Raw genomic sequence first — 20885 nt, 5'->3', positions numbered from 1 at the left:
ATTTCGTGGGGATTGAAGTCAATTTCGAGGGCAAGATTGCATTGGTCACCGGTGCTTCCAGCGGTCTGGGCGCGCGCTTCGCCAAAGTGCTGGCACAGGCCGGCGCACAAGTCGTACTCGCCTCGCGCCGCATCGATCGCCTCAAGGAATTACGCGCCGAGATCGAAGCCGATGGCGGCGCCGCCCATGTGGTCGCGCTCGACGTCACCGACTATGCCAGCATCAAATCTGCCATCGCCCACGCCGAAACCGAAGCAGGTCCGATCGACATTCTGGTCAATAATTCCGGTGTGTCGACGACTCAGCGCCTGATCGATGTCACGCCCGAGGATTACGCCTACGTGATGGATACCAACCAGCGCGGCGCATTTTTTGTCGCGCAGGAAGCCGCCAAGCGGATGATCGCCCGCGCCAAGGGCGATCCGAAACTGCAGCATCGCATTATCAACATCGCCTCGGTCGCCGGCCTGCGCGTGCTGCCGCAAATCGGTATCTATTGCATGAGCAAATCCGCCGTGGTGCACATGACCAAATCGATGGCCATCGAATGGGGTCGTTACGGCATCAACGTGAATGCGATCTGCCCGGGGTACATCAGCACCGAAATTAACGAAGAGCATTTCCGCGGCGAGCACGGTCAGCAGTTGCTGAGCACGTTGCCGCGCAAGCGCGTTGGCAAACCGCAGGATCTGGATGGCTTGCTGTTGCTGCTGGCGTCGGAAGAAGCGCACTTCATCAATGGTGCGATCATGACGGCGGATGATGGGATGAGTGCGATGTAACGCGATGTTTTGATCTTGCGAAGGTTGTAAATTGATGGCGCCCAGATGGGCGCCATCGTCGTTTCTGGTCAGTGACCGACTGCGATTGCAGCAGACTCGATTGCTGAGCGTAGTGGTCTTTTGATGACCGGTTTCAAACACTCTGCAAAATGCCTTCTCGCGTGTATTGGATGATGAGTCCGTATTTTGTTCTACCAAGCAGATACATGCCAACGCCGTTTTTCAACCGATACGCGTTGTTGAATGACTTGTTTTGAATATCATTTTTTATTACAGTGGAGTGACTATAGTCACCTGCCTATAGTCATTAATATCTGTCTGGAGAATTCATGGAAAACAAGCCAGTTTCAAAATCCGAGTTCAAATCACGGGCTCTGGAATACTTCCGCCAGATCGAGTCATCCGGAAAGAGCATGATCGTCACCGACCATGGACGGCCGGCACTGGAAATTCGGCCGTACCGAAACCTCGACCAAAAACGCACGCCACTTGAAGTTCTCCGCGGATCGGTCGTCAGTTACGTTGACCCCACCGCTCCCGTCGATGTCGAGTGGGAGTCAGCACAATGATCGTGCTGGATACGCACACTCTGGTTTGGTGGGTCACCGGTGACGATTTGCTGAGCGATCCGGCGAGAAAAGCCATCGAGATGGAAATGTCCAGGCCTGGCGGTCAAATCATTGTCTCGGCAATATCGGCGTGGGAAGTTGCAATGCTCGTGGAAAAGGGGCGCTTAATCCTGTCGATGGACGTTGAGAGCTGGCTCGATGCAGTGGCTGACATAGAAGTAGTGAGGTTCTGGCCGATCGATACTGCGATTGCATTGAAATCGGTTGCGCTGCCTGGCGCGTTTCACAAGGACCCTGCAGACAGGATGATTGTCGCGACGGCGCGAAAACTTGCCGCACCGCTTGTGACCAAGGATGAAAAAATACGCGCATACGAGCATGTAAAGTCACTCTGGTGAGGGATAGGAATTTTGTGTGGCAATCCTCGCCTATTGAAGACTGCATCGCCACAGGTCGAGTTTTTAACGCCAGACAATGATCCGGGCACTATTTCGTAGTCACGGTATCGCTGATACGCTCTTCGATCATCCCGCGCGCCTCGATGACGAATTCGGCGTCCTTGATTTCCATGTGCTGATTCTGGGAGGGGCTTGGTTGCTAGTCGACAGGCGGCATCATCCCAAAACGCGGCGCATGGTCAAACTTCAGAAGTTGGCACCTTTTGATCTGTCCGCTTTCACTGGACCGCTGCAGGAAAAACCACCTCCACCACCAAGCCTACCGCACCCGCACCCGCACCCGCACCCGCACCCGCACCCGCACCCAGCCGCACCGTAGCCCCGTGCGCATCCGCAATCCGCTGCACGATCGATAGCCCCAGTCCGCTACCCGGCGTATTCGCGTCGGCCAGGCGAAAGAACCGTTCGAACACGCGTTCGCGCATGGCCGCCGGTATGCCCGGGCCGGAATCGGACACGGTCAGGCAGACGCCCCCAGCCTCGCAGCGACACGACAGGCGCACGCTGCCACCCTGCGGCGTGTAGCGACAGGCGTTATCGAGCAGATTGCGCACCATGATCAGCACGAGCTCGCGGTTGATCCGGCATGGCGCCGGTTCACATTCCACCTGCAGGGTTTGATGCTGCCGCTGCGCCTGCTCGCGCCAGACGGGCAAATGCTCTGCGAGCAGCACGGAAAGATCCTGCCGCGTCAGGTTCGCTTGCTGCTGGTGCGGATCGAGCTTGGCCAGCGTCATCAATTGATCGACCAGACGGGTGGCACGGTCCACGCTGACACCCAGACCCAGCAGGAATTCATCGCGCTCGGCATCGTTACGCGCCCGTTGAATGACTTGCAGATTGGTTTTGATTGCCGCTAACGGTGTGCGCAATTCATGCGCCGCGTCAGCGGTGAATCGCTGCTCATGCTCCATGGTCTGACGCACCCTTCCGAACAGCCGGTTGATCGCCAGCAGCAGCGGCTCCAGCTCGCGGGGTGCACCGAGCAGGCTGACCTCGGCGAGGTCGTTGGGCGTGCGCAGTGCCACTTCGTTGGCCGATTTTTGCAGCACATGGAAGACCAGCCTGACGCTCCACCAGATCGCGATGCCCGCCACCGCCACGATCAGCAGCGCAAACGCGATGATCCTGTAGGCGAATCTGGTGCTGATCTCCTTGCGGTGGCTGGCGGGTTCGGCGACCTGAATCTGCAGTTGCCGGCTGTCGTTCCAGCTTGCATAGACGCGCCATCGCTGCCCGGCGATCTCCGTCCAGGAAAAGCCGTTCACGGTCGATGGGGCAAAGGGTGTCTCGGGCGTGCCGGCGTTCTTGTACAACATCCGTTGGTCAGTACCCCAGATCTGAAACAGCAAATACTGCTGATGGTTGCGGTTTTCGTGCGTCGCCATGACCAGCGGTGTGCCGACCGAATGTTCCCGCAGTTCGTGGTCCGCCAGCGCCAGCAGCAAATGCCCGGTTTCGCTCAGGGACTGGTCGAACAGTTCCTGATTTTCCTGTTCGGCTTCCAGATAGACGATCAGTGCGCTAAGGCCCCATAACACCAGAGTCAGGCCCAGTAGCAGTGCCAGCAAGGTGCGCTGCAGCGACCAGCCGCGTCGGAGTGGAAATGGGTTCGGCTTGCTCATGTCGATGTTGATTCCTCGGGTTTGTCGATACGGTAGCCCACTGCATGGACCGTTCTGATCAGGCTGCGGCCGAGCTTCTTGCGCAAATGATGGATATGTACCTGAACCGCATTGCTTTCGATTTCTTCGCCCCAGCTGTAGATGCTTTCTTCCAGCTGTTCACGGCTCAGGACGCGGCCGCAGTGCTCCATCAACATCAGCAGGAGACTGAATTCCCTGGCAGTCAGCGCGACCGTCTGGCCGCCCTGATGTACCTGTCGGGCCGCGACATCGACGACCAGATCGTCATGCGTCAGCATGACCCCGTCGCGGCCATGTGCGCGCCGGCATGCACTGCGAATGCGGGCAGAGAGTTCATTGAGATCGAACGGCTTGATCACAAAATCGTCCGCTCCGGCATCGAGTCCGGCAATCCGGTCGGGGATCTGGTCACGCGCCGTGACGATCAGGATCGCACCGTCATAGCCGCCCCGGCGCAGCGCCGCGAGTGCCTGCATCCCATCCTGCTGCGGCAAGCCAAGATCGAGAAGGAGGCAGGCATAGCGATGCAAGCGTACCGCCGTATGTGCGCTTTCGGCCGACTGTACCCAGTCGACCGCATGACCGGCCTGCTCCAGGCCGATCTGGGTGGCGCGCCCCAGTTGGGGGTCATCTTCGACCAACAAGATCCGCATGGTAGAGCTCCTTCCGAGTGCTGTTGAATAAATGATAGGCGAAGGTTGTTAAGAACTTCTTAATATCTGCGCCTCAACATCCTGCCCATCGTCCACCTCTACGAAATTGCCAACGCCATGTCGCCATTCCGATCCCCGCCCGCCGCCGTCCACCCGCACCGTACATTGTTGAGCCTGCTGTGCGGGTCATTGCTGCTTGCTGCCGCACCGCTGGCGCAGTGCGCGCCAGAACAATTACGCATCAGCGATATCCAGATCGCCAGGGCGGGCATCGCCGTCGCCCCCGTGCTGGACACGCTGGCGGGTGCTGCGCCCAACAGCAATGATCTGGTTCTTGCCGGCACGGTGGTGGCGCCCGGTACATCGCTCACGCTGGTCAGCAGCCAGCTTGGCGGCGTGGTGCAGGAGATTCACGTAACGAGCTTGCAGCCAGTGCGGGCCGGCGCGCCACTGCTGACGATGTTTAGCCAGCCATGGATGGAGCTGCAGCGCGAATACCTGCAGCTGGCCACGGTCGCAAAACTGGCCAGCGACAAACTGGCACGTGACGAGAGTCTTTTCAGCGACGGCATTATCGCCCGTTCCCGCGTCGACGAAAGCCGTGCCGCCGCGCAAATGGCAGCGCTGGGCGCCGCCGAGCGCTACCAGTCATTGCGCCGCGTCGGACTGAGCGCCGCGGCCATCAAGAGCTTGTCTGCCAGCCGCAACCTGTCGCCGTCGCTGACGGTGCGCGCGCAGTACAGCGGCATCGTGTTCGAGCTGCCGGTCAGCCCCGGCCAGCAGGTGGACGCCGGCATGACGCTGGCCAAGGTGGGTCGTGACGGGCCGCTCTGGGTCGAATTGCAGGCTTCGCGACAGCAGCTGCCGATGCTCAAAGTGGGTGACCTGTTGCAGGTGGCCGGCTGCAGCAAGCTGCGGGTGATCGCCATTTCGCCGTTGCTCAATGGCGCGAACCAGAGTGGTCAGGTGCGGGCACGGCAACTTGACCAGGATGCCTGCCTGAAGATCAACGGCTTCGTCGAGGCACGCCTGCTGCGCGCCAGTCAGCAGGGCGGCAGCGTCGCCGTGCCGGAGGCTGCACTGGTGCAGCGTGGCAGCGACAAGTTCGTCTTTTTGCGCAACCAGTCCGGCTTCGCCGTCGTGCCTGTTCAGGCGCGCGCGGCGGGTGGCGGCATGGTGTGGATCACTGGACCGGTTGCCGTCGGTGATGCGGTGGCGACGCAGGGTATCGTTGCCTTGAAGGGCGTGTGGGCCGGGTTGGGAAGCGCACCTGCGGTTGTTGTTCCGGCCAGCCCGGCCAAGGCAGGACAATGATGCTAGCGCGACTCATTGCACTATCGTTGTCGCAACGCCTGCTGGTGCTGGTGCTGGTGGCGCTGATGACAGCCGCCGGGGTGCAGGCATTCAGGGACTTGCCGATCGATGCCTTTCCGGATGTCTCCAGCACCCAGGTCAAACTGATCATGAAAGCGCCGGGCATGACGCCGGAGGAAGTCGAAGCACGCATCGTCGCGCCGATCGAACAGGAGCTGCTGGGGATTCCGCGCCAGGCGGTATTGCGCTCGCAATCCAAATACGCGATCGCCGACATCACGCTTGATTTTCAGGAAGGCACCGACGTGTTCTGGGCGCGCCAGCAGGTCAGCGAACGGCTGGCCAATGTCCTGAAGGACTTGCCGGCCTCGGTCAGCGGCGGACTCGCGCCGATCACCACACCGCTCGGCGAAATTTTCATGTTCACCATCGAAGGTCCGCTGTCGCTGATGGAAAAGCGCACCCTGCTCGAATGGACCATCCGGCCGCAATTGCGCAATATCGCCGGTGTGGCTGACGTCAACTCGCTCGGTGGCATGGTCAAGAGCTTCGAGGTGGTGCCGGATCTGGCCGCGCTGGCAGCGCGGGGTATCTCGCTGAGCCAGTTGCAGCAGGCGCTGGAATCCAACAACCGCAGCGATGGTGCCGGCCGGCTGGGCAACGGCGAAGAGTCACTGCTGATCCGCAGCGACGGCGGCATTCGCACGCTCGACGACGCGCGCGCCATCGCGATCCGCAATCGGGACGGCATCGCCACCACGGTGGGGCAGGTGGCGTCGGTGAGGATCGGTGCGCTGACCCGATATGGCGCAGTCACCCAGAATGGCAAAGGCGAGGCAGTCGAGGCACTGGTGCTGGCGATGCGTGGCGCGAATGCGCAAAAAGTCGTCGACCAGGTCCGTGAACGCTTGCATGAGATCGGCAGCACGCTGCCCGCTGGCACCACGATCAGCGCATTTTACGATCGCGGTAACCTGGTCGAGCGCGCGGTCGGCACGGTCACGAAGGCACTCGGCGAAGCCACCTTGCTGGTCATCGTGTTGCTGTATCTGTTCCTGGGGAATCTGCGTTCGGCGCTGGTCGTGGCCTGCATTCTGCCATTGTCGGCGCTCGGCACTTTCCTGCTGATGAACGCGTTCGGCCTCAGTGCGAACCTGATGTCACTCGGCGGCCTGGCCATTGCGATCGGCATGCTGGTCGATGCTGCTGTCGTCGTGGTCGAGAACATCGAAGCCCACGGCACCAGCGCACAACCGGGCATGTCGCGCTTGCATGTGATCTATCGGGCGGTGCGCGAAGTGGCGGTTCCGGTGACTGCCGGCATGCTGGTGATCATGATCGTCTTCCTGCCATTGCTGTCGTTGCAGGGACTGGAAGGCAAGCTGTTCGCGCCGGTGGCGCTGACCATTATTTTTGCACTTGCTGCCTCGCTGGCGCTGTCGCTGACCTTCATTCCGGTGTTGGCGTCGCTGGTGCTCAAAGAGTCTCACGGACCGGTGCCGCGTCTGGTGCAGCGGCTCGAAACGGCGTACGCATGGTCGCTCAGCCGCGCACTCGGTCGCGAACGGATCATCGGATCGGTCGCCGTGGTGGCCCTGTTGCTGGCCGTTGGCATGTTCCTGTTTGTTGGCAAGTCGTTCATGCCGACGCTGGACGAGGGCGACATCATCATGCAGATCGAAAAACTGCCGTCGGTGAATTTGCAGGAGTCGGCCCGGCTCGACATGGCAATCCAGCGCCGCATCCTGGCGCAGGTGCCCGATGTGCAACGCATCGTTGCACGGCTGGGTTCCGATGAACTGGGACTTGATCCGATGGGACTCAACGAAACCGATTCCTTCCTGGTGCTCAAGCCACGGGCCGAGTGGAAAAGCCGTGACAAGGAAGCGCTGATCGATAGCCTGCGCGCCGCCACCGAAAGCTTCCCGGGCGTGAATATCAGTTTTACGCAACCGATCGAGATGCGCACCTCGGAAATGCTGTCGGGCGTACGTGGCGATCTGGCGATCAAGGTCTATGGACCGGATACCAGGGTGCTGGGTGACATGGCAGGCCAAATCGTGAACGTGGTTCAGGCCATTACTGGCAGCGAGGACGTGCTGACGGTGAAGAACGCCGGTGTCCAGTACCTGCAGGTGGACATCGACCGGGTCGCTGCCGGGCGGCTCGGCCTGAGCGTCGATCAGGTCCAGAACGATTTGCGCACCTTGATCGAAGGCCGGGTCAGCGGTGTGGTGATCGAAGACGGCAAGCGCTTGCCACTGCTCATCCGCGGCAGCGAGGCGCTGCACATGTCGGCCGAGCTGTTCCAGCAATTGCGGCTGCCGCTGGCTGATGGCGGTGCCATTCCGCTGAGCCAGCTGGCCAGCTTGCGCAGCGTTGACGGCCCGGTCAAGATCGAGCGTGAAAACAGCGCCAGGATGGTGGTGGTGCGCGCCAATGTGCGGGGCCGTGACCTGGTCGGATTTGTCGACGAGGCCAAGGCGGCAGTGGCGCGGCAGGTCAAGCTGGCACCGGGGTATCGGCTGTCGTGGGGTGGTCAGTTCGAAAACCAGCAACGCGCCGCAGCGCGACTTGCGCTGGTCGTGCCGGTGGCGCTGGCGCTAATTTTCCTGCTGCTGTTCAGCACGCTGGGCAGTATTCGTCAGGCCCTGCTGGTGTTCGTCAATATCCCGTTTGCGCTGATCGGCGGCGTCTATGCGCTGGCCCTGACGGGGGAATACATGTCGGTGCCTGCCTCGGTTGGCTTCATCGCCTTGATGGGCATCGCCGTGCTCAACGGACTGGTGATGATCACCTGCTTCAATCAACTGGTGGCGCGTGGCATGCCGCTTGGCGAGGTGGTCACGCAGGGTGCATTGCGGCGATTCCGGCCAGTCATGATGACCGCGTGCATCACCGGCCTGGGCCTGGTGCCGCTGCTGCTGGCGACCGGTCCGGGGTCCGAAATCCAGAAGCCACTCGCCATCGTCGTGATTGGCGGCCTGCTCAGCGCAACCCTGCTCACCCTGATTTTGTTGCCGATCCTTTTCCGCCGTTTTGGCGTGCCGGCAACCGCTGTAACCCGACTCGGAGTCACGAATGAGTAATCAACAGAATAGCCAACAGAGTAGCCAACAGAACAGCCAACAGAGTAGCCAACCCGGCCACGACGCATTGCTGACGCTCGCCATTCCGATCACGCTGGAAGAAGACGTGCTGGACTTCCTGCTGCTGCATCCGGCCCTCGCCAGCGGCTTCTCGATCATGGATGCGCAGGGCATGGGGCAGGGCTCAGTCCTGCAATCCACCATGGAGCGGGTGCAGGGTCGCAGCACCCGCAAGCTGGTGCTGATCGTCGGCAATGAGGTCCATCTGCGCCAGCTGATCGCGGCGCTGGCGCAGGAAATCCGCAATCCCAATGTGGCCTACTGGATCAGTCCGGTCTCCTGCTACGGGAGGCTGGCATGAAGCCGCTGTCGTACCTCGTCGCACTCAGCCTGGGTTGCGTGCATCTTGTCGCACTGGCGGAGACCCCACCCGTGCAACAAGCACAACAAGCACAACAAGCACAACAAGCACAACAAGCACAACAAACGGAAGGCGGTGCGCTGACCATACTGCCGCCCGAACCGGTGGTGCGGCGCGTGCTGGAAAGCCTGCCGCAATTCCGCCTCGGTGCCTTCAACATGGATCTGGCCTCGGCCGAAAAAGACAAGCTGGTGGCCGGGTCGCACGAATGGACTCTGCGTACCGGACTCAACCAGCGCAGCATCACCGGTGGCGAGCGCTACAACGAACAGGATCTCGCGCTGGAGCGGCCGGTGCGCTGGTTTGGCAAGGCCGACAAGGACCGGGCCGTTGGCGACAAAGGAGTAGAAGTGGCACAGGCCATGCAAGCCGATGGTTGGCATGAGGCTGGTCGCACCTTGATGAAGGACTGGTTCGACGCGCTGCGCGAATTGAGCGCGGTCGCACGCCTGCGCGAGCAGCTCGCGGTCACCCAGCAGTTGCGGGTCGTTGCCGATCGACGCGTCAAGGCAGGCGATGGCGCCGGGCTGGATGCGCTGCAGGCCGCGACGGAGCATCTGCGGGTTGCGGCATTGTTGCGCCAGGCCGAGCAGCGGCGCGACCAGGCACTGGCATTCCTGGACATCACTTACGCCGGATTGCCTCGGCCCAGCGTGGCGAATCTGCCGTTGCCGCAAGCTGAACCGGAATCGCCGGACTCCTGGCTCGCAAAAATCCTGCACGACAATCACGAACTTGAACTGGCCCAGGCAGAAGCCGATCTGTATGCGCTGAGAGCAAGCCGCCTCGCCAGTGACCGCATGCCGGACCCGACCATCGCAGTACGCGCAGCCCGTGAGCGTGCCGGTCAGGAACGCGTCATCGGTATCAGTCTGTCGATTCCCATACCGGGTGCAGGCCGTGCCGCTGACGGGACGGGCGCGGCACTCAAGGCACGCATGGCGCTGGAACGGTTGGCGCAAGTACGTATCCGGGTGCAGTCGGCGGCGCAGCGCGCGCTGATCGACAGCAGTCGCACCTACCAGATTTGGGACACCTTGCGTGATGTCGGGAAGCAGTCAGTGGAACAAGCAGACCTGATGCTGCGGGCGTATCAGGCTGGCGAAACCACGCTGACGGAAGCACTCGGTGCCAGGCGGCGCGCCCTGGAAGCATCGCTTGCCATGCAGGCTGCGCAGGTCGACGCACTGGCGGCGTACGCACGGTTACGTCTGGATGCGCACGTGATCTGGTCGATTGATTGAATTGTCAGGTCGGTGGATTTGGCGTTCGTTCAACCGACGACTCAGCGATCCGCGACTTGGTGTGCGCGACCCCGGACGGCAATTTTGCATCAACCAGTTTGACGCCAGCAGGTTCCGACAACTCCCTGACTGCGCCCACGAACGAGGAGCAAGTAATGATTCTGTATCGAACACTCGCTGCACTGGCCGTGCTTTCCGCCAGCAGCGCGGCGTTTGCCGACAACGATTGCACGGACCCCATGTCGGAGTGGAAGCCGCGTGAGTTGTTGCGCCAGGAGGTCGAACAGCGTGGCTGGACGGTCCAGCGCATCAAGGTCGACGACGGTTGCTACGAGGTCAGGGGAACCGACCGCGCAGGTAACAAAATCAAGGCCAAGTACGCACCGGCCACGCTGCGCATGCGTAGCCTGGAGGTGGACTTCGGTCCGTCCGGCGACACCTCGGACTATCTCGGACCGGTGCAATCCAGGGCCAATCACCGTGAACAAACCGGCCCCGCAAACAAAGGAACACTTCCATGAAAAAGCTGATCGTTGGCGCCTGCCTGTCAGGCGCTCTGGTACTCCCCGTTCTGGTCCAGGCCCGTCCCGTGACACTCACCACGCAACTGCAGAGCTACGGCGGCAATGGCGCCTACCTTGCGTTCTATCTCACCGACGCCGCCGGCAAGTACAAAAAGACCTTGTGGGTCGCCGGCACCAAGGTGAAGTACTACAAGCACATGAGCGACTGGGCGCGCGGCAGCGGGCTCAACAGCCGTGAATTCGACGGGCTCACCGGTGCCAGCGTGGGCAGCGGAAAGTCGCTCAAGGTAACGGTCGAACTGGAAGACGCACTGATCGATGCCGGCTATGAAATCCGCGTGGACAGTGCCGCCGAGGATGGCCGCGACAACCCTGCCGATGCGCGCAGTCCGCTCACCAAACTGGGCGCCGGCAAGCCGGTCAAGGGACGCGGCTACATCAAGTCCTTCACCTACGACATGTAAGCGCGGCCAGCATGTTGCGACGGTTCCATTCTTTGCCCGGCCTGATCAGCGCGTTGTTCGTGCTGCTGATCGGCATCACCGGCGCACTCCTGTCGATCAATCCCGCGCTCGACCGGTTCCGCACCAGCCTGCCCGCAGGCGTGAGTGTGGCCGAACTGGCGGACCGGGTAGTGCGGCAATATCCGGGTGTTGAACAGATCCAGCGCACGCCTTCGGGCTCCCTGATCGTGTATTACAGCGCGCCAGCCGGTCCCGGCGCAGACCGGGTCGATCCCGTAAGTGGCAAAGCCATTGCGCCCTTTGTGCCATCGGCCTACGCGCGCTGGGTCAAGCAACTGCACCGCTCCCTGTTGCTCGATACGCCCGGACGCGTGGTCACCGGTATCACCGCAGTGGCGATGCTGGTGCTCTGCATCTCGGGCATGCTGTTGCTGGTCAAGCGGGTTGGCGGCTGGCGTCAGGTCATTCGTCCGCTGCACGGCAGCCGCAGCCAGCGCTGGCACGCGCAGGTCGGCCGTGTCGCCGTCGCGGGCCTGCTGATGTCGGCACTGACCGGCATGACCATGTCGGCAGCAACCTTCGGCCTGATTTCCGATGGCATGCAGGCCGAACCGGATTTCCCTGCCACCACCTCTGGCGGGCAGCCCAAGCCCGTTGCCCGTCTGCCTGCTCTGATGGCGGCCGATCTGGCCGATTTACGCGAACTGGTCTTTCCGAGTCCCGGTGACCTGTCCGCAGTATTCACCTTGCGGACCCGGCAGGGTGATGCCTACGTCGATCAGGCCACCGGTGCCGCGTTGTCCTTTCGCGCGCACAGCGGTGTACGTGAAGCCTATGAACTGATCTATCAACTGCACACGGGCGAGGGCCTGTGGTGGCTCGGACTTCTGCTCGGCCTGTGCGCGCTCGGTGCACCGTGGATGGCGGTCACGGGCGCGATTGTCTGGTGGCAGCGTCAGCGTGCCAAACCCCGTATCGCCGGTAACAGCACTGCGCAAGCCGCCGGGACGGTGATCCTGGTCGGCAGCGAAAACAACAGTACATGGGGATTCGCCCGGGTACTGCATGATGCGTTGCGCGAGGCCGGGCAGCGGGTCCACACGGCGCCGATGAACCAGTTCCCGGAGCGCTACGACCATGCCCGCAACCTGTTCATATTGACGGCCACTTATGGCGACGGCGATGCGCCGGCTTCGGCCAACCAGTTCCTCACGCTGCTCGACCGGGTGCCGGCCAATCACGCGACTGGCTATGCGGTGCTTGGTTTTGGCGATCACCAGTTCGCCAGTTTCTGCCAGTTCGCCCGGGATGCGGATGCAGCGCTGCAGGCGCATGGCTGGCGGCGCGCGCTGGACGTGGCCACGATCGACCGCCAGTCGACGCAGGAATTTGCCCGCTGGGGCGACACCGTTGGCGCGCTATTGGGATTGCCACTCAAACTCGAACATACGCCGCAACATCCGCGCACCTTTTCGCTGTGCCTGCGTGAACGGGTCGACTACGGCCTGCAGGAGCAGGAACCGACTGCCGTGCTGCGCTTTGCCGCGGTGCCTGCGAGCGAACCTGCCAGTCTGATTGACCGCCTGTTTCGACGAAACAGCCTGCCACGCTTCGACGCCGGCGACCTGGTCGGCGTCGTCGTTCCTGGCAGCCCGATGCCGCGGTTCTATTCACTTGCCAGCAGCTCGCGCGATGGCATCCTTGAGATCTGCGTACGCAAGCAGACCGGGGGGCTGTGTTCGACCTACCTGCACGGGCTGCAGCCGGGTGACTGTATCGCGGCATTCATCCAGCCTAATCCGCAATTCCGGCCGGCCTCCGGCAAGGCGGCGGTGATCCTGATCGGCGCCGGTACCGGTATCGGTCCGCTGGCCGGATTCATCCGGAACAATACCGGCAAGCACCCGATGTATCTGTACTGGGGTGGCCGCAACCCGGAATCCGATTTTTTGTACGAACCCGAGCTGCGCAACTACCTGTCGGATCGGCGGCTCACGCGCCTGCACACGGCTTTTTCGCGCGTGGAGAATGGTGTGCGCGTGCCGATTCGCCTGATGGAGGACGCCGACAACCTGCGCACGCTGATCGAACACGGCGGCCAGGTGCTGGTGTGCGGCAGCAGCGCCATGGCGGGCAGCGTCAGGCTGGCGCTGGACGCGATCCTCGCACCGCGCAACATGAACGTCCGGACGCTCAAGGCCAGTGGCAGGTACCGTGAAGACGTATTCTGAACCGACGATGCTGTCCGCGCCGCAGCGTTACAGCCTGAACGGCGCGACGATGGGGACGCGCTATACCGCCGTCTTCTATGACGCCGCGGGCTCGGACCTGGCGGCCATCGGTGCCGCCCTGTTTTCCGCCGTGGACAAGGTGGACCGGCAAATGTCGACCTGGAATCCGGCGTCCGATCTATGTCGCCTCAACGCCGCTGCCGAGAATGTCTGGGTCGCGGTCCCGGCGGAACTCGCCCATGTCCTCGATACCGGCGTGCAGATCGGACGGCAATCGCATGGCGCCTTCGATATCGGCGTCGGCGAACTGGTGGAGGACTGGGGCTTCGGCCCGTCACAAAAGACGCCACCCGCGCAGTCCGCAGCGCTGCCTGCCGCGACATACCGGCCGGCTTTTACAAGGCTGGAATTGGACCGTGCACGGCAACAGGTACGCAAGCTGGCGCCGATCGCCATCGATCTGTCCGGTATCGCAAAAGGCTACGGTGTCGATCAGCTCGCGCACTGCCTCGATGCATGGGGAATCGTCAATTACCTGGTCGGTATCGATGGCGAAATGCGTGCGCGCGGCAGCAAGCCCGGCGACGAGGCCTGGTCCGTCGCGATCGAAAAACCGACCTACGGCTTGCGCGAAGTCGCTGGCGTGATGGAACTCAGGGACACGGCAATTGCGACGTCAGGCGATTACCGGCGCTGGGTGGAGATTGCCGGCAGGCGCTACGCCCACACGATTGATCCCACCCTGCAGGAACCGGTGTCAAACCGGCTTGCGGCGGTGACGGTACTGGCATCTACCTGCATGCTGGCCGATGCCTGGGCGACGGCGCTGCTGGTATTGGGCGAGGACGCCGGACTGGCGCTGGCACGCGAGCGCGGCATGGATGCGTTGTTTGTCATGCGTGATGGTGACCGGCTTCAGGAAGTGTTGATTCTGGGCGGCGCGGTGTCGGGTGGTGGTTAAACGCAAACCAGCCACTGACCAAGCGCAAACCGGTTTGCGCTTGGTCAGTGGCTGGTTTTTTGGGCAGGCTGGCGGGCGATTATGCTGTCTTGCAGCATCGCCTGACGTCGAACCCGAATCCGAAGCTGACTGCGGTTCAGTGCATGCCTGTAATCATGTTCAGGCGTGGCTGCGCGTCCATCCGGTCGAGATCATGCATGCGACGTTCGAGGTCGACGATCGAGGTTGACTCGGCCAGGTAGGCATCTTGCTGTGCAGACTGGCGCTGTGCGTAGCTTCGTGACAAAGCTTCAAGGATGCAGTGCAGTTGTGTGGTGACGGCTTTGCCTGATTTGTTACTCAGATCGGTCAATGAGTGGACCGTATTGCGGGCAAAGTCGGTGAAATGATTGGTGGCGTGTAATGTTGACATGAGAAGCTCCTTGCGAGTGAAAGACTGCAAATTGCTGCAGTGCGTCATCACTATAGAAGCTGGCTGTCGCGAGTGCCAATTGTCATCCATGATAGCTGTTATGCGGTGCCTGAATGGTGACTGCGCGGCACGATACGCAGCATGTCCTTACCTCAATGACTGACACCCAAAAGGCGATGCACCAGTTCGCTGGACGTCGCCGCAGAGAATTTTTTCATCAGTTTGGCGCGATGCATTTCGACAGTGCGCGGGCTCATGCCGATCTGTCGCGCGATCAGTTTGCTGGTCTTGCCCTCGACCAGCAGGGCGGCGATTTCGCGTTCGCGCGGGGTCAGTTTGGCGGTGACCTTGCGCTTTTCACTGAGATCGTCGAAGGTCCAGATGCCCGCTGCATGGGCGTCATCATCCACCAGCCCACGCCCGCTGACGTGGCACCAGAATAGTTCGCCGCTGGCGCGCTTCATGATGCGTTCGTCGGAATAACAACCGTGCTCTGTCATGATCGGAATAATCCGTGCGCCGGTTCGCTCAAATTCATCCGGGGTCGGATACAGGATCAGGAAGGACTGGTCGGCCAGCTGTTCGGGGGAGTAACCGAACATCGCGGCTAGCGAGCGGTTCGCGGCGCGGATGACCCGGCGCTCGGAAATACACAAGCCCACGGGTGCGTGCTGGAATATCTGGGCGTAATCGATAGTCAAGGTGTCGTTCATCGTTTCCGTTCGTAATCCTGGATCGCTAAAGTATTTTTACGGTATTGTGGTCGACCAGAACGCGCAATATGCTCCACTACCCGGTAGCTTATGCGCAGTTTGTGAAAAGCAGTCCGTCAGTTTAATGAAAAGGCCAGGTATGAAAAAAGTGTATCCCAACGCTGCAAGTGCCCTCGAAGGAGTTGTCAGCAACGGCCAGACGATCGCTGTCGGCGGGTTTGGATTATGCGGCATCCCGGAAGCCCTGATTGCGGCATTACGTGATTCCGGGGTCACCAATTTGACCGCGATTTCGAATAATGCCGGTGTCGATGGCTTTGGTTTGGGTCAACTACTTGCCACACGTCAAATCAAAAAGATGATCGCATCATACGTCGGCGAGAACAAGGAATTCGAACGCCAATATCTCGCTGGCGAACTGGAGCTTGAATTTACCCCGCAGGGCACGCTGGCCGAAAAGCTGCGCGCCGGTGGTTCGGGCATTCCGGCATTTTTCACCAAGACTGGTGTCGGTACCATCGTTGCCGACGGCAAGGAAGTGCGCGAGTTCGACGGTGAACAGTACGTCATGGAGCGCTCGCTGGTAGCCGATGTCTCGCTGGTCAAGGCATGGAAAGCGGATCGCGCCGGTAATCTGGTGTATCGCAAGACGGCACGCAACTTCAATCCGAACGTCGCGATGGCCGGCAAGATCACCATCGTCGAAGTCGAAGAGCTGGTCGAGATCGGCGAGATCGATCCGGACCACGTGCATACGCCGAGCATCTTCGTGCATCGCATCGTGGTCAATGCCAACCCGGAAAAACGGATCGAACAACGCACGGTACGTGCACAGTAAGCGGAGAACGAACATGGCATGGACTCGTGAACAAATGGCAGCGCGCGCTGCGCAGGAATTGCAGGATGGCTTTTATGTGAATCTCGGTATTGGCTTGCCGACGATGGTGGCCAACTACGTCCCGGCGAATATCGAAGTGTCGCTGCAATCCGAAAACGGCTTGCTTGGTATCGGACCGTTTCCTACCGAAGACCAGGTCGACGCCGACGTCATCAACGCCGGCAAGCAGACCGTGACGTCGTTGCCGGGGTCATCGTATTTCAGTTCGGCGGACTCGTTCGCCATGATCCGTGGCGGCAAGATCAACCTGGCGATTCTGGGCGCGATGCAGGTCTCCGAAACCGGTGACCTCGCAAACTGGATGATCCCCGGGAAAATGGTCAAGGGGATGGGCGGCGCAATGGATCTGGTGGCGGGCGTGAAACGCGTTGTGCTTCTGATGGAACACGTTGCCAAAGCCAAGGACGGCAGCATCTCGCCGAAGATCCTGAAAAACTGCAACCTGCCGCTGACCGGTGTGGCGGTGGTGGACCGGATCATCACTGACCTTGGTGTCATCGATGTCATGCCAGAGGGTCTGAAGCTGGTTGAACTGGCACCGGGCGTGAGCGTCGCAGAAGTCGTGGAGAAGACCGAAGCAACGCTCGATGTGAGTGCAGTGCAGTGATCGGACGCAGTGACTCGATGCAATGAGTCGCACGTAAGCACCACCAGGCCCGGGAGACCGGGCTTTTTTACGCCTGCTGGTCCGCCAGTGTGAAATCTTTGAGTACGCCCGGTGGTATCGGCCGTTAAAATAGGGCTTCTTTCTACGGATGAGCCACCATGTCAGAAGCCCGCATCGCGCACGTGCAGTGTCTGTCGCCCACCGGCCTGCACCGGTTGTCGTACAAGGAGTGGGGCGATCCCCGCAATTCCCGCGTGCTGGTCTGCGTGCATGGACTGACCCGTGTATCCGATGACTTCGATGATCTGGCCACAGCGCTGAGCGATACCTGGCGCGTGGTCTGTCCGGACGTGGTTGGTCGTGGTCGCTCCGGGCGGCTGCTCGATCCGAATCATTATCAATTGCCTCAATATGTTGCCGACATGGTGACGCTGCTGGCGCGCCTCGATACCGACAGTGTTGACTGGTTCGGCACGTCGATGGGCGGCCTGATTGGCATCGGGCTGGCATCGCTGCCCGGCAATCCGATACGCAAGCTAGTTCTCAACGATATCGGTCCCACTCTGGACCCGGCTGCGCTGTTACGCATCGGCGACTATGTCGGGCAGGACATGCGCTTTGCTTCCTTCGAGGAAGGCGCCAATTACATCCAGTCGATCTCGCTGCCGTTTGGCCCCCACAGCGATGCACAGTGGCACAAGCTGGCCAGTGACGTGCTGCGCCAGAGGCCGGACGGGCAATGGGCACGGCACTATGATCTGGCGTTGGCGACCCCGTTCAAGACCACCACGCCGGAGTCCACCCGCCAGGCCGAAGCCTTGTTGTGGCATGCGTACGAGGCGATCCGCTGTCCGACCTTGCTGGTGCGGGGCGAGCACTCCGATCTGCTCTCGCGCGCTACTGCACAGCAGATGGCGCAGCGCGGACCGAAAGCCCGCGTGGTCGAGATCGCCGGCGTGGGTCATGCCCCCACGTTTGTGAGTCCGGACCAGATTGCAATTGCCCGGGAATTCCTGCTGGGTGATGTTGCCTGAATTTGACCCTGAGACTGTTACCGCATCGTTAGAAAGTGATGTCATCCCATGAGTATCCAGCGTTTGCACGTCGGCGCCACGCTCTCTGAAGTGGCCATTCATCACGGCACGATTTACCTCGCCGGCCAGGTCGCCGACGACACCACCCAGGATATCAGCGGCCAGACCCGCGAAGTGCTGGGCCATATCGATCGGCTGTTACACGAGGCCGGCAGCGACCGCAGTCGACTCCTGATGTGCCAGATTTATCTGCCCGACCTGGGCGATTTTGCCGCGATGAACCTGGTTTGGAATAACTGGGTTACTCCCGGCCACACGCCGCCGCGCGCCACCGTACAGGCGGCGCTGGCCAATCCCGGCTGGTTGATCGAAGTGGTCGTCACCGCAGCACAGAAATAAGGCAGTCGAGTTCGATGGTTTCTTCAACTGCAACACCGGCCGTCACGTACAGTCAATTATTGTCCGGCCTCAATGAGGTCGATATTCAGCGTGTATCCGACGTCGTCAGTTTTATCGAGCCGATTTACACCGGTCGCTCCGTCGTCACCGGACAGGACGCGTTCGAATTTTCGCTAGGCGCAGCGACCACGCTGGCCTCGCTGCAAACCGATGCCGATACCCGCATCGCCGGCCTGCTATTCGAATTGCCGTTTCTGGAGCCGGCGCTCGCCGAAAAAATCGAGTCATTGTTCGGTAAGGAAATTGCCGACTTCGTTGGCGATGTGCGGCAGATGATGCGACTGCATGAACTGACGTTTGGCCAGCAGGAAGTGGCGCGCGGAAAAAACGCGGCGCAGCAGGCCGCAGCCCAGCTGGAAACCTTGCGCAAGATGTTGCTGGCGATGGCGTCCGACATGCGCGTGGTGCTGGTGCGGCTAGCCTCGCGCGTCAACACCTTGCGTTATTTTGCTGAACAGCACATCGAAAACGACCGCACATTCCGCTATGCCCGCGAGACGCTTGACCTCTACACGCCATTGGCAAACCGGCTGGGCGTGTGGCAACTGAAGTGGGAAATGGAAGACCTGTCGTTTCGCTTCCTGGAGCCAGTAGCCTACAAGCGCATTGCCCGCATGCTGGAAGAAAAGCGTGTCGAGCGTGAAGGCTTCGTTGCTTCGGCGATCGTGCGCTTGCAATCGGAGCTGGCAGCGGCCGGGATCAAGGCGGAAGTGTTTGGCCGACCGAAGCATATTTACAGCATCTGGAACAAGATGCGCGGCAAGGCGATCGACTTCTCGGCGCTGCATGACGTGCGCGCATTCCGGGTCATCGTCGCCGATGTGAAAACCTGCTACGCGGTGCTGGGTATCGTGCACGATAAATGGACCCCGATTCCGCAGGAGTTCGACGATTACATCGCGCGTCCCAAACCGAATGGCTATCAGTCGCTGCACACCATCGTGATGGCCGATGATGACCGCCCGCTTGAAATCCAGATACGCACCCAGGAAATGCACTATTTCGCCGAGTACGGCGTGGCCGCCCATTGGCGTTACAAGGAGAGTGGCGGCTCGAATTTTTCGGCGCAAAAGTACGACGAGAAAATTGCCTGGCTGCGTCAGCTGCTGGCATGGAAAAGCGATGTCGCCGATGCGGTCGTCGAGCACGACGATGCGATGCGGCGCGACTGGGTCGACAAGCTCAAGTCCGCCACGCTGGATGACCGGATTTATGTCCTCACGCCGCAAGCCCGCGTGATCGAATTGCCCAGCGGCGCAACGCCAATCGACTTTGCCTATCATCTGCACAGCGATGTCGGCCACCGTTGCCGCGGCGCCCGGGTCGATGGCGCAATGGTGCCGTTGAACACGGTACTGAAAAACGGCCAGACCGTCGAAATCATCACCGCCCGTGGCGCCAGCGTCGCGCTCGGTGCGGCGGGTCCGTCGCGTGACTGGCTTAGTCCGGGCTACGCAGCCAGTGCCCGTACACGTGCCAAGGTACGGGCCTGGTTCAATGCGATCGACCAGGAAGAAACACTGTCGACCGGCCGTGGCCTGATTGAAAAAACCCTGCAGCGGGAGGGCAAGACCGCTGTCAATCTCGAAGAACTGTCGCACAAGCTGGGCTTCCTGAAACCCGATGATCTCTACCTGTCGGTGGGCAAGGACCAATTCAGCTTGCGTCATGTCGAGCACGCCTTGCATGCCGACGATCCCGCCAGGCTCGTGCAAAAAAATCCGCACAAGAGCGCGCAGTCCGAGCTCGGCGTGGTCCCCAAACGCGAAAGCGCATCGAGTGTCGTCAAGGGTGCCAAGACCGGCGTGCTGGTGGTCGGCACCGATGGCCTGATGACGCAGCTGGCAAAATGCTGCAAGCCGGCGCCACCGGACCTGATCGTCGGATTCATCACGCGCGGCAAAGGCATCTCGATCCATCGTGCCAACTGCAAGAATTTTGCCGAAATGGAAATGCAGACACCCGAGCGTGTGATCCAGACCAGTTGGGGAAGTCCAGCCAGCGAGACCGTGTACCCGGTCGATATTTTTGTGCTGGCGAGTGACCGGCAAGGCTTGTTACGCGACATCTCCGAAGTCTTCCTGCGCGAAAAAATCAATGTCGTCGGCGTCAGTACGCAGAGCGCAAAAGGACAGGCGCGCATGGCGTTCACTGCGGAGATTGCATCGACTGCACAGTTGCTGAAGGCGTTGTCGGTGATTCGGGATGTGGAAGGGGTGATGGAAGTGCGGCGTAACTGAACGCACAGCGAGAGGCACTGCTGCGCTCGCGTCGTGCTGGCGGTGGCGGGCTCTGGCGCGCAGAGGTCCAGGTATTTCATATCGGCAGTGCGATTATTTGGGCCAAAGCCGGGCGCATCCTGTGAAACCCGAAAAACAAGCTGGCAAAACAGAAAATACTTGGCTA

The 20885-nt window shown here is 61.0% G+C and carries 20 protein-coding genes; 16 read left to right on the top strand and 4 right to left on the bottom strand.

Annotated features, from left to right (window positions below):
• Positions 1–5: 5 nt before the first annotated feature.
• The 3 genes from ABD720_RS07350 to ABD720_RS07340 all read left to right on the top strand — a co-directional run bounded on the left by ABD720_RS07350 (position 6) and on the right by ABD720_RS07340 (position 1749).
• The gene (locus tag ABD720_RS07350; RefSeq protein ID WP_344762613.1) at positions 6–782 is read left to right on the top strand and encodes an SDR family oxidoreductase; all 777 of its coding nucleotides are present in this window, start codon (positions 6–8) and stop codon (positions 780–782) included.
• A 329-nt stretch (positions 783–1111) separates the two neighbouring features.
• Positions 1112–1351 carry a type II toxin-antitoxin system Phd/YefM family antitoxin gene (locus ABD720_RS07345; RefSeq protein WP_344762612.1) on the top strand — a complete coding sequence of 80 codons (240 nt, stop codon included), beginning with the start codon at positions 1112–1114 and terminating at the stop codon, positions 1349–1351.
• Positions 1348–1749 carry a type II toxin-antitoxin system VapC family toxin gene (locus tag ABD720_RS07340; RefSeq protein ID WP_344762611.1) on the top strand — a complete coding sequence of 134 codons (402 nt, stop codon included), beginning with the start codon at positions 1348–1350 and terminating at the stop codon, positions 1747–1749. The genes ABD720_RS07345 and ABD720_RS07340 overlap by 4 nt, the downstream gene beginning before the upstream one ends.
• A gap of 278 nt (positions 1750–2027) precedes the next feature.
• On the opposite strand, the gene ABD720_RS07335 is transcribed toward ABD720_RS07340, so the two are convergent.
• Positions 2028–3434: a sensor histidine kinase gene (locus ABD720_RS07335; RefSeq protein ID WP_344762610.1), complete on the bottom strand. Its 1407-nt coding sequence runs from the start codon at positions 3432–3434 to the stop codon at positions 2028–2030.
• Entirely contained in the window at positions 3431–4108 is a 678-nt protein-coding gene (locus ABD720_RS07330; RefSeq protein WP_344762609.1) for a response regulator, read from the bottom strand. Before ABD720_RS07330 ends, ABD720_RS07335 begins: the two co-directional genes overlap by 4 nt.
• Before the next feature lie 117 nt (positions 4109–4225).
• Here ABD720_RS07330 and ABD720_RS07325 point away from each other — a divergent pair, with 117 nt between their 5' ends.
• The 8 genes from ABD720_RS07325 (at position 4226) to ABD720_RS07290 (ending at position 14356) form a co-directional block, all read left to right on the top strand.
• Positions 4226–5422 carry an efflux RND transporter periplasmic adaptor subunit gene (locus ABD720_RS07325; RefSeq protein WP_344762608.1) on the top strand — a complete coding sequence of 399 codons (1197 nt, stop codon included), beginning with the start codon at positions 4226–4228 and terminating at the stop codon, positions 5420–5422.
• The gene (locus tag ABD720_RS07320; protein WP_344762607.1) at positions 5422–8511 is read left to right on the top strand and encodes an efflux RND transporter permease subunit; all 3090 of its coding nucleotides are present in this window, start codon (positions 5422–5424) and stop codon (positions 8509–8511) included. Before ABD720_RS07325 ends, ABD720_RS07320 begins: the two co-directional genes overlap by 1 nt.
• A complete protein-coding gene (locus ABD720_RS07315; RefSeq protein ID WP_344762606.1) occupies positions 8504–8872 on the top strand; it encodes a DUF3240 family protein in 369 nt (122 codons plus the stop codon). Before ABD720_RS07320 ends, ABD720_RS07315 begins: the two co-directional genes overlap by 8 nt.
• Complete coding sequence (locus ABD720_RS07310) at positions 8869–10176, top strand: TolC family protein (protein WP_344762605.1); 1308 nt, start codon at positions 8869–8871, stop codon at positions 10174–10176. Before ABD720_RS07315 ends, ABD720_RS07310 begins: the two co-directional genes overlap by 4 nt.
• A 155-nt stretch (positions 10177–10331) precedes the next feature.
• Positions 10332–10697 carry a PepSY domain-containing protein gene (locus ABD720_RS07305; protein ID WP_344762604.1) on the top strand — a complete coding sequence of 122 codons (366 nt, stop codon included), beginning with the start codon at positions 10332–10334 and terminating at the stop codon, positions 10695–10697.
• Positions 10694–11164 carry a DUF2271 domain-containing protein gene (locus tag ABD720_RS07300; RefSeq protein ID WP_344762603.1) on the top strand — a complete coding sequence of 157 codons (471 nt, stop codon included), beginning with the start codon at positions 10694–10696 and terminating at the stop codon, positions 11162–11164. The genes ABD720_RS07305 and ABD720_RS07300 overlap by 4 nt, the downstream gene beginning before the upstream one ends.
• Before the next feature lie 11 nt (positions 11165–11175).
• The gene (locus tag ABD720_RS07295) at positions 11176–13395 is read left to right on the top strand and encodes a PepSY domain-containing protein (protein WP_344762602.1); all 2220 of its coding nucleotides are present in this window, start codon (positions 11176–11178) and stop codon (positions 13393–13395) included.
• Positions 13379–14356, top strand: coding sequence for an FAD:protein FMN transferase (locus ABD720_RS07290; protein WP_344762601.1), 978 nt, complete (start codon positions 13379–13381; stop codon positions 14354–14356). The genes ABD720_RS07295 and ABD720_RS07290 overlap by 17 nt, the downstream gene beginning before the upstream one ends.
• A gap of 136 nt (positions 14357–14492) precedes the next feature.
• Here the strand turns inward: ABD720_RS07290 and ABD720_RS07285 are convergent, their stop codons facing one another.
• On the bottom strand, positions 14493–14768 hold the full coding sequence (locus ABD720_RS07285) for a DUF3563 family protein (RefSeq protein WP_344762600.1): 276 nt from the start codon (positions 14766–14768) through the stop codon (positions 14493–14495).
• Positions 14769–14920: 152 nt separating this feature from the next.
• Positions 14921–15481: a LuxR C-terminal-related transcriptional regulator gene (locus ABD720_RS07280; RefSeq protein WP_344762599.1), complete on the bottom strand. Its 561-nt coding sequence runs from the start codon at positions 15479–15481 to the stop codon at positions 14921–14923.
• 139 nt (positions 15482–15620) lie between these two features.
• On the opposite strand from ABD720_RS07280, the gene ABD720_RS07275 reads away from it, so the two are divergent.
• The 5 genes from ABD720_RS07275 to ABD720_RS07255 all read left to right on the top strand — a co-directional run bounded on the left by ABD720_RS07275 (position 15621) and on the right by ABD720_RS07255 (position 20719).
• Complete coding sequence (locus tag ABD720_RS07275) at positions 15621–16319, top strand: CoA transferase subunit A (protein WP_344762598.1); 699 nt, start codon at positions 15621–15623, stop codon at positions 16317–16319.
• A 13-nt stretch (positions 16320–16332) separates the two neighbouring features.
• Positions 16333–16986 (top strand): CoA transferase subunit B, encoded by a 654-nt coding sequence (locus ABD720_RS07270; RefSeq protein WP_344762597.1) that lies wholly within the window; start codon positions 16333–16335, stop codon positions 16984–16986.
• A gap of 158 nt (positions 16987–17144) precedes the next feature.
• Positions 17145–18020: an alpha/beta fold hydrolase gene (locus ABD720_RS07265; RefSeq protein WP_344762595.1), complete on the top strand. Its 876-nt coding sequence runs from the start codon at positions 17145–17147 to the stop codon at positions 18018–18020.
• A 48-nt stretch (positions 18021–18068) separates the two neighbouring features.
• Positions 18069–18419: a RidA family protein gene (locus ABD720_RS07260; protein WP_344762594.1), complete on the top strand. Its 351-nt coding sequence runs from the start codon at positions 18069–18071 to the stop codon at positions 18417–18419.
• Positions 18420–18433: 14 nt separating this feature from the next.
• Positions 18434–20719 carry a RelA/SpoT family protein gene (locus ABD720_RS07255; RefSeq protein WP_344762593.1) on the top strand — a complete coding sequence of 762 codons (2286 nt, stop codon included), beginning with the start codon at positions 18434–18436 and terminating at the stop codon, positions 20717–20719.
• Positions 20720–20885: the final 166 nt, after the last annotated feature.

The organism is Actimicrobium antarcticum, assembly GCF_039536745.1.
Classification (GTDB): domain Bacteria; phylum Pseudomonadota; class Gammaproteobacteria; order Burkholderiales; family Burkholderiaceae_D; genus Actimicrobium; species Actimicrobium antarcticum.
Note: the sequence above shows the minus strand (reverse complement) of the source record. Positions and strands in the feature narration are given on the sequence as shown.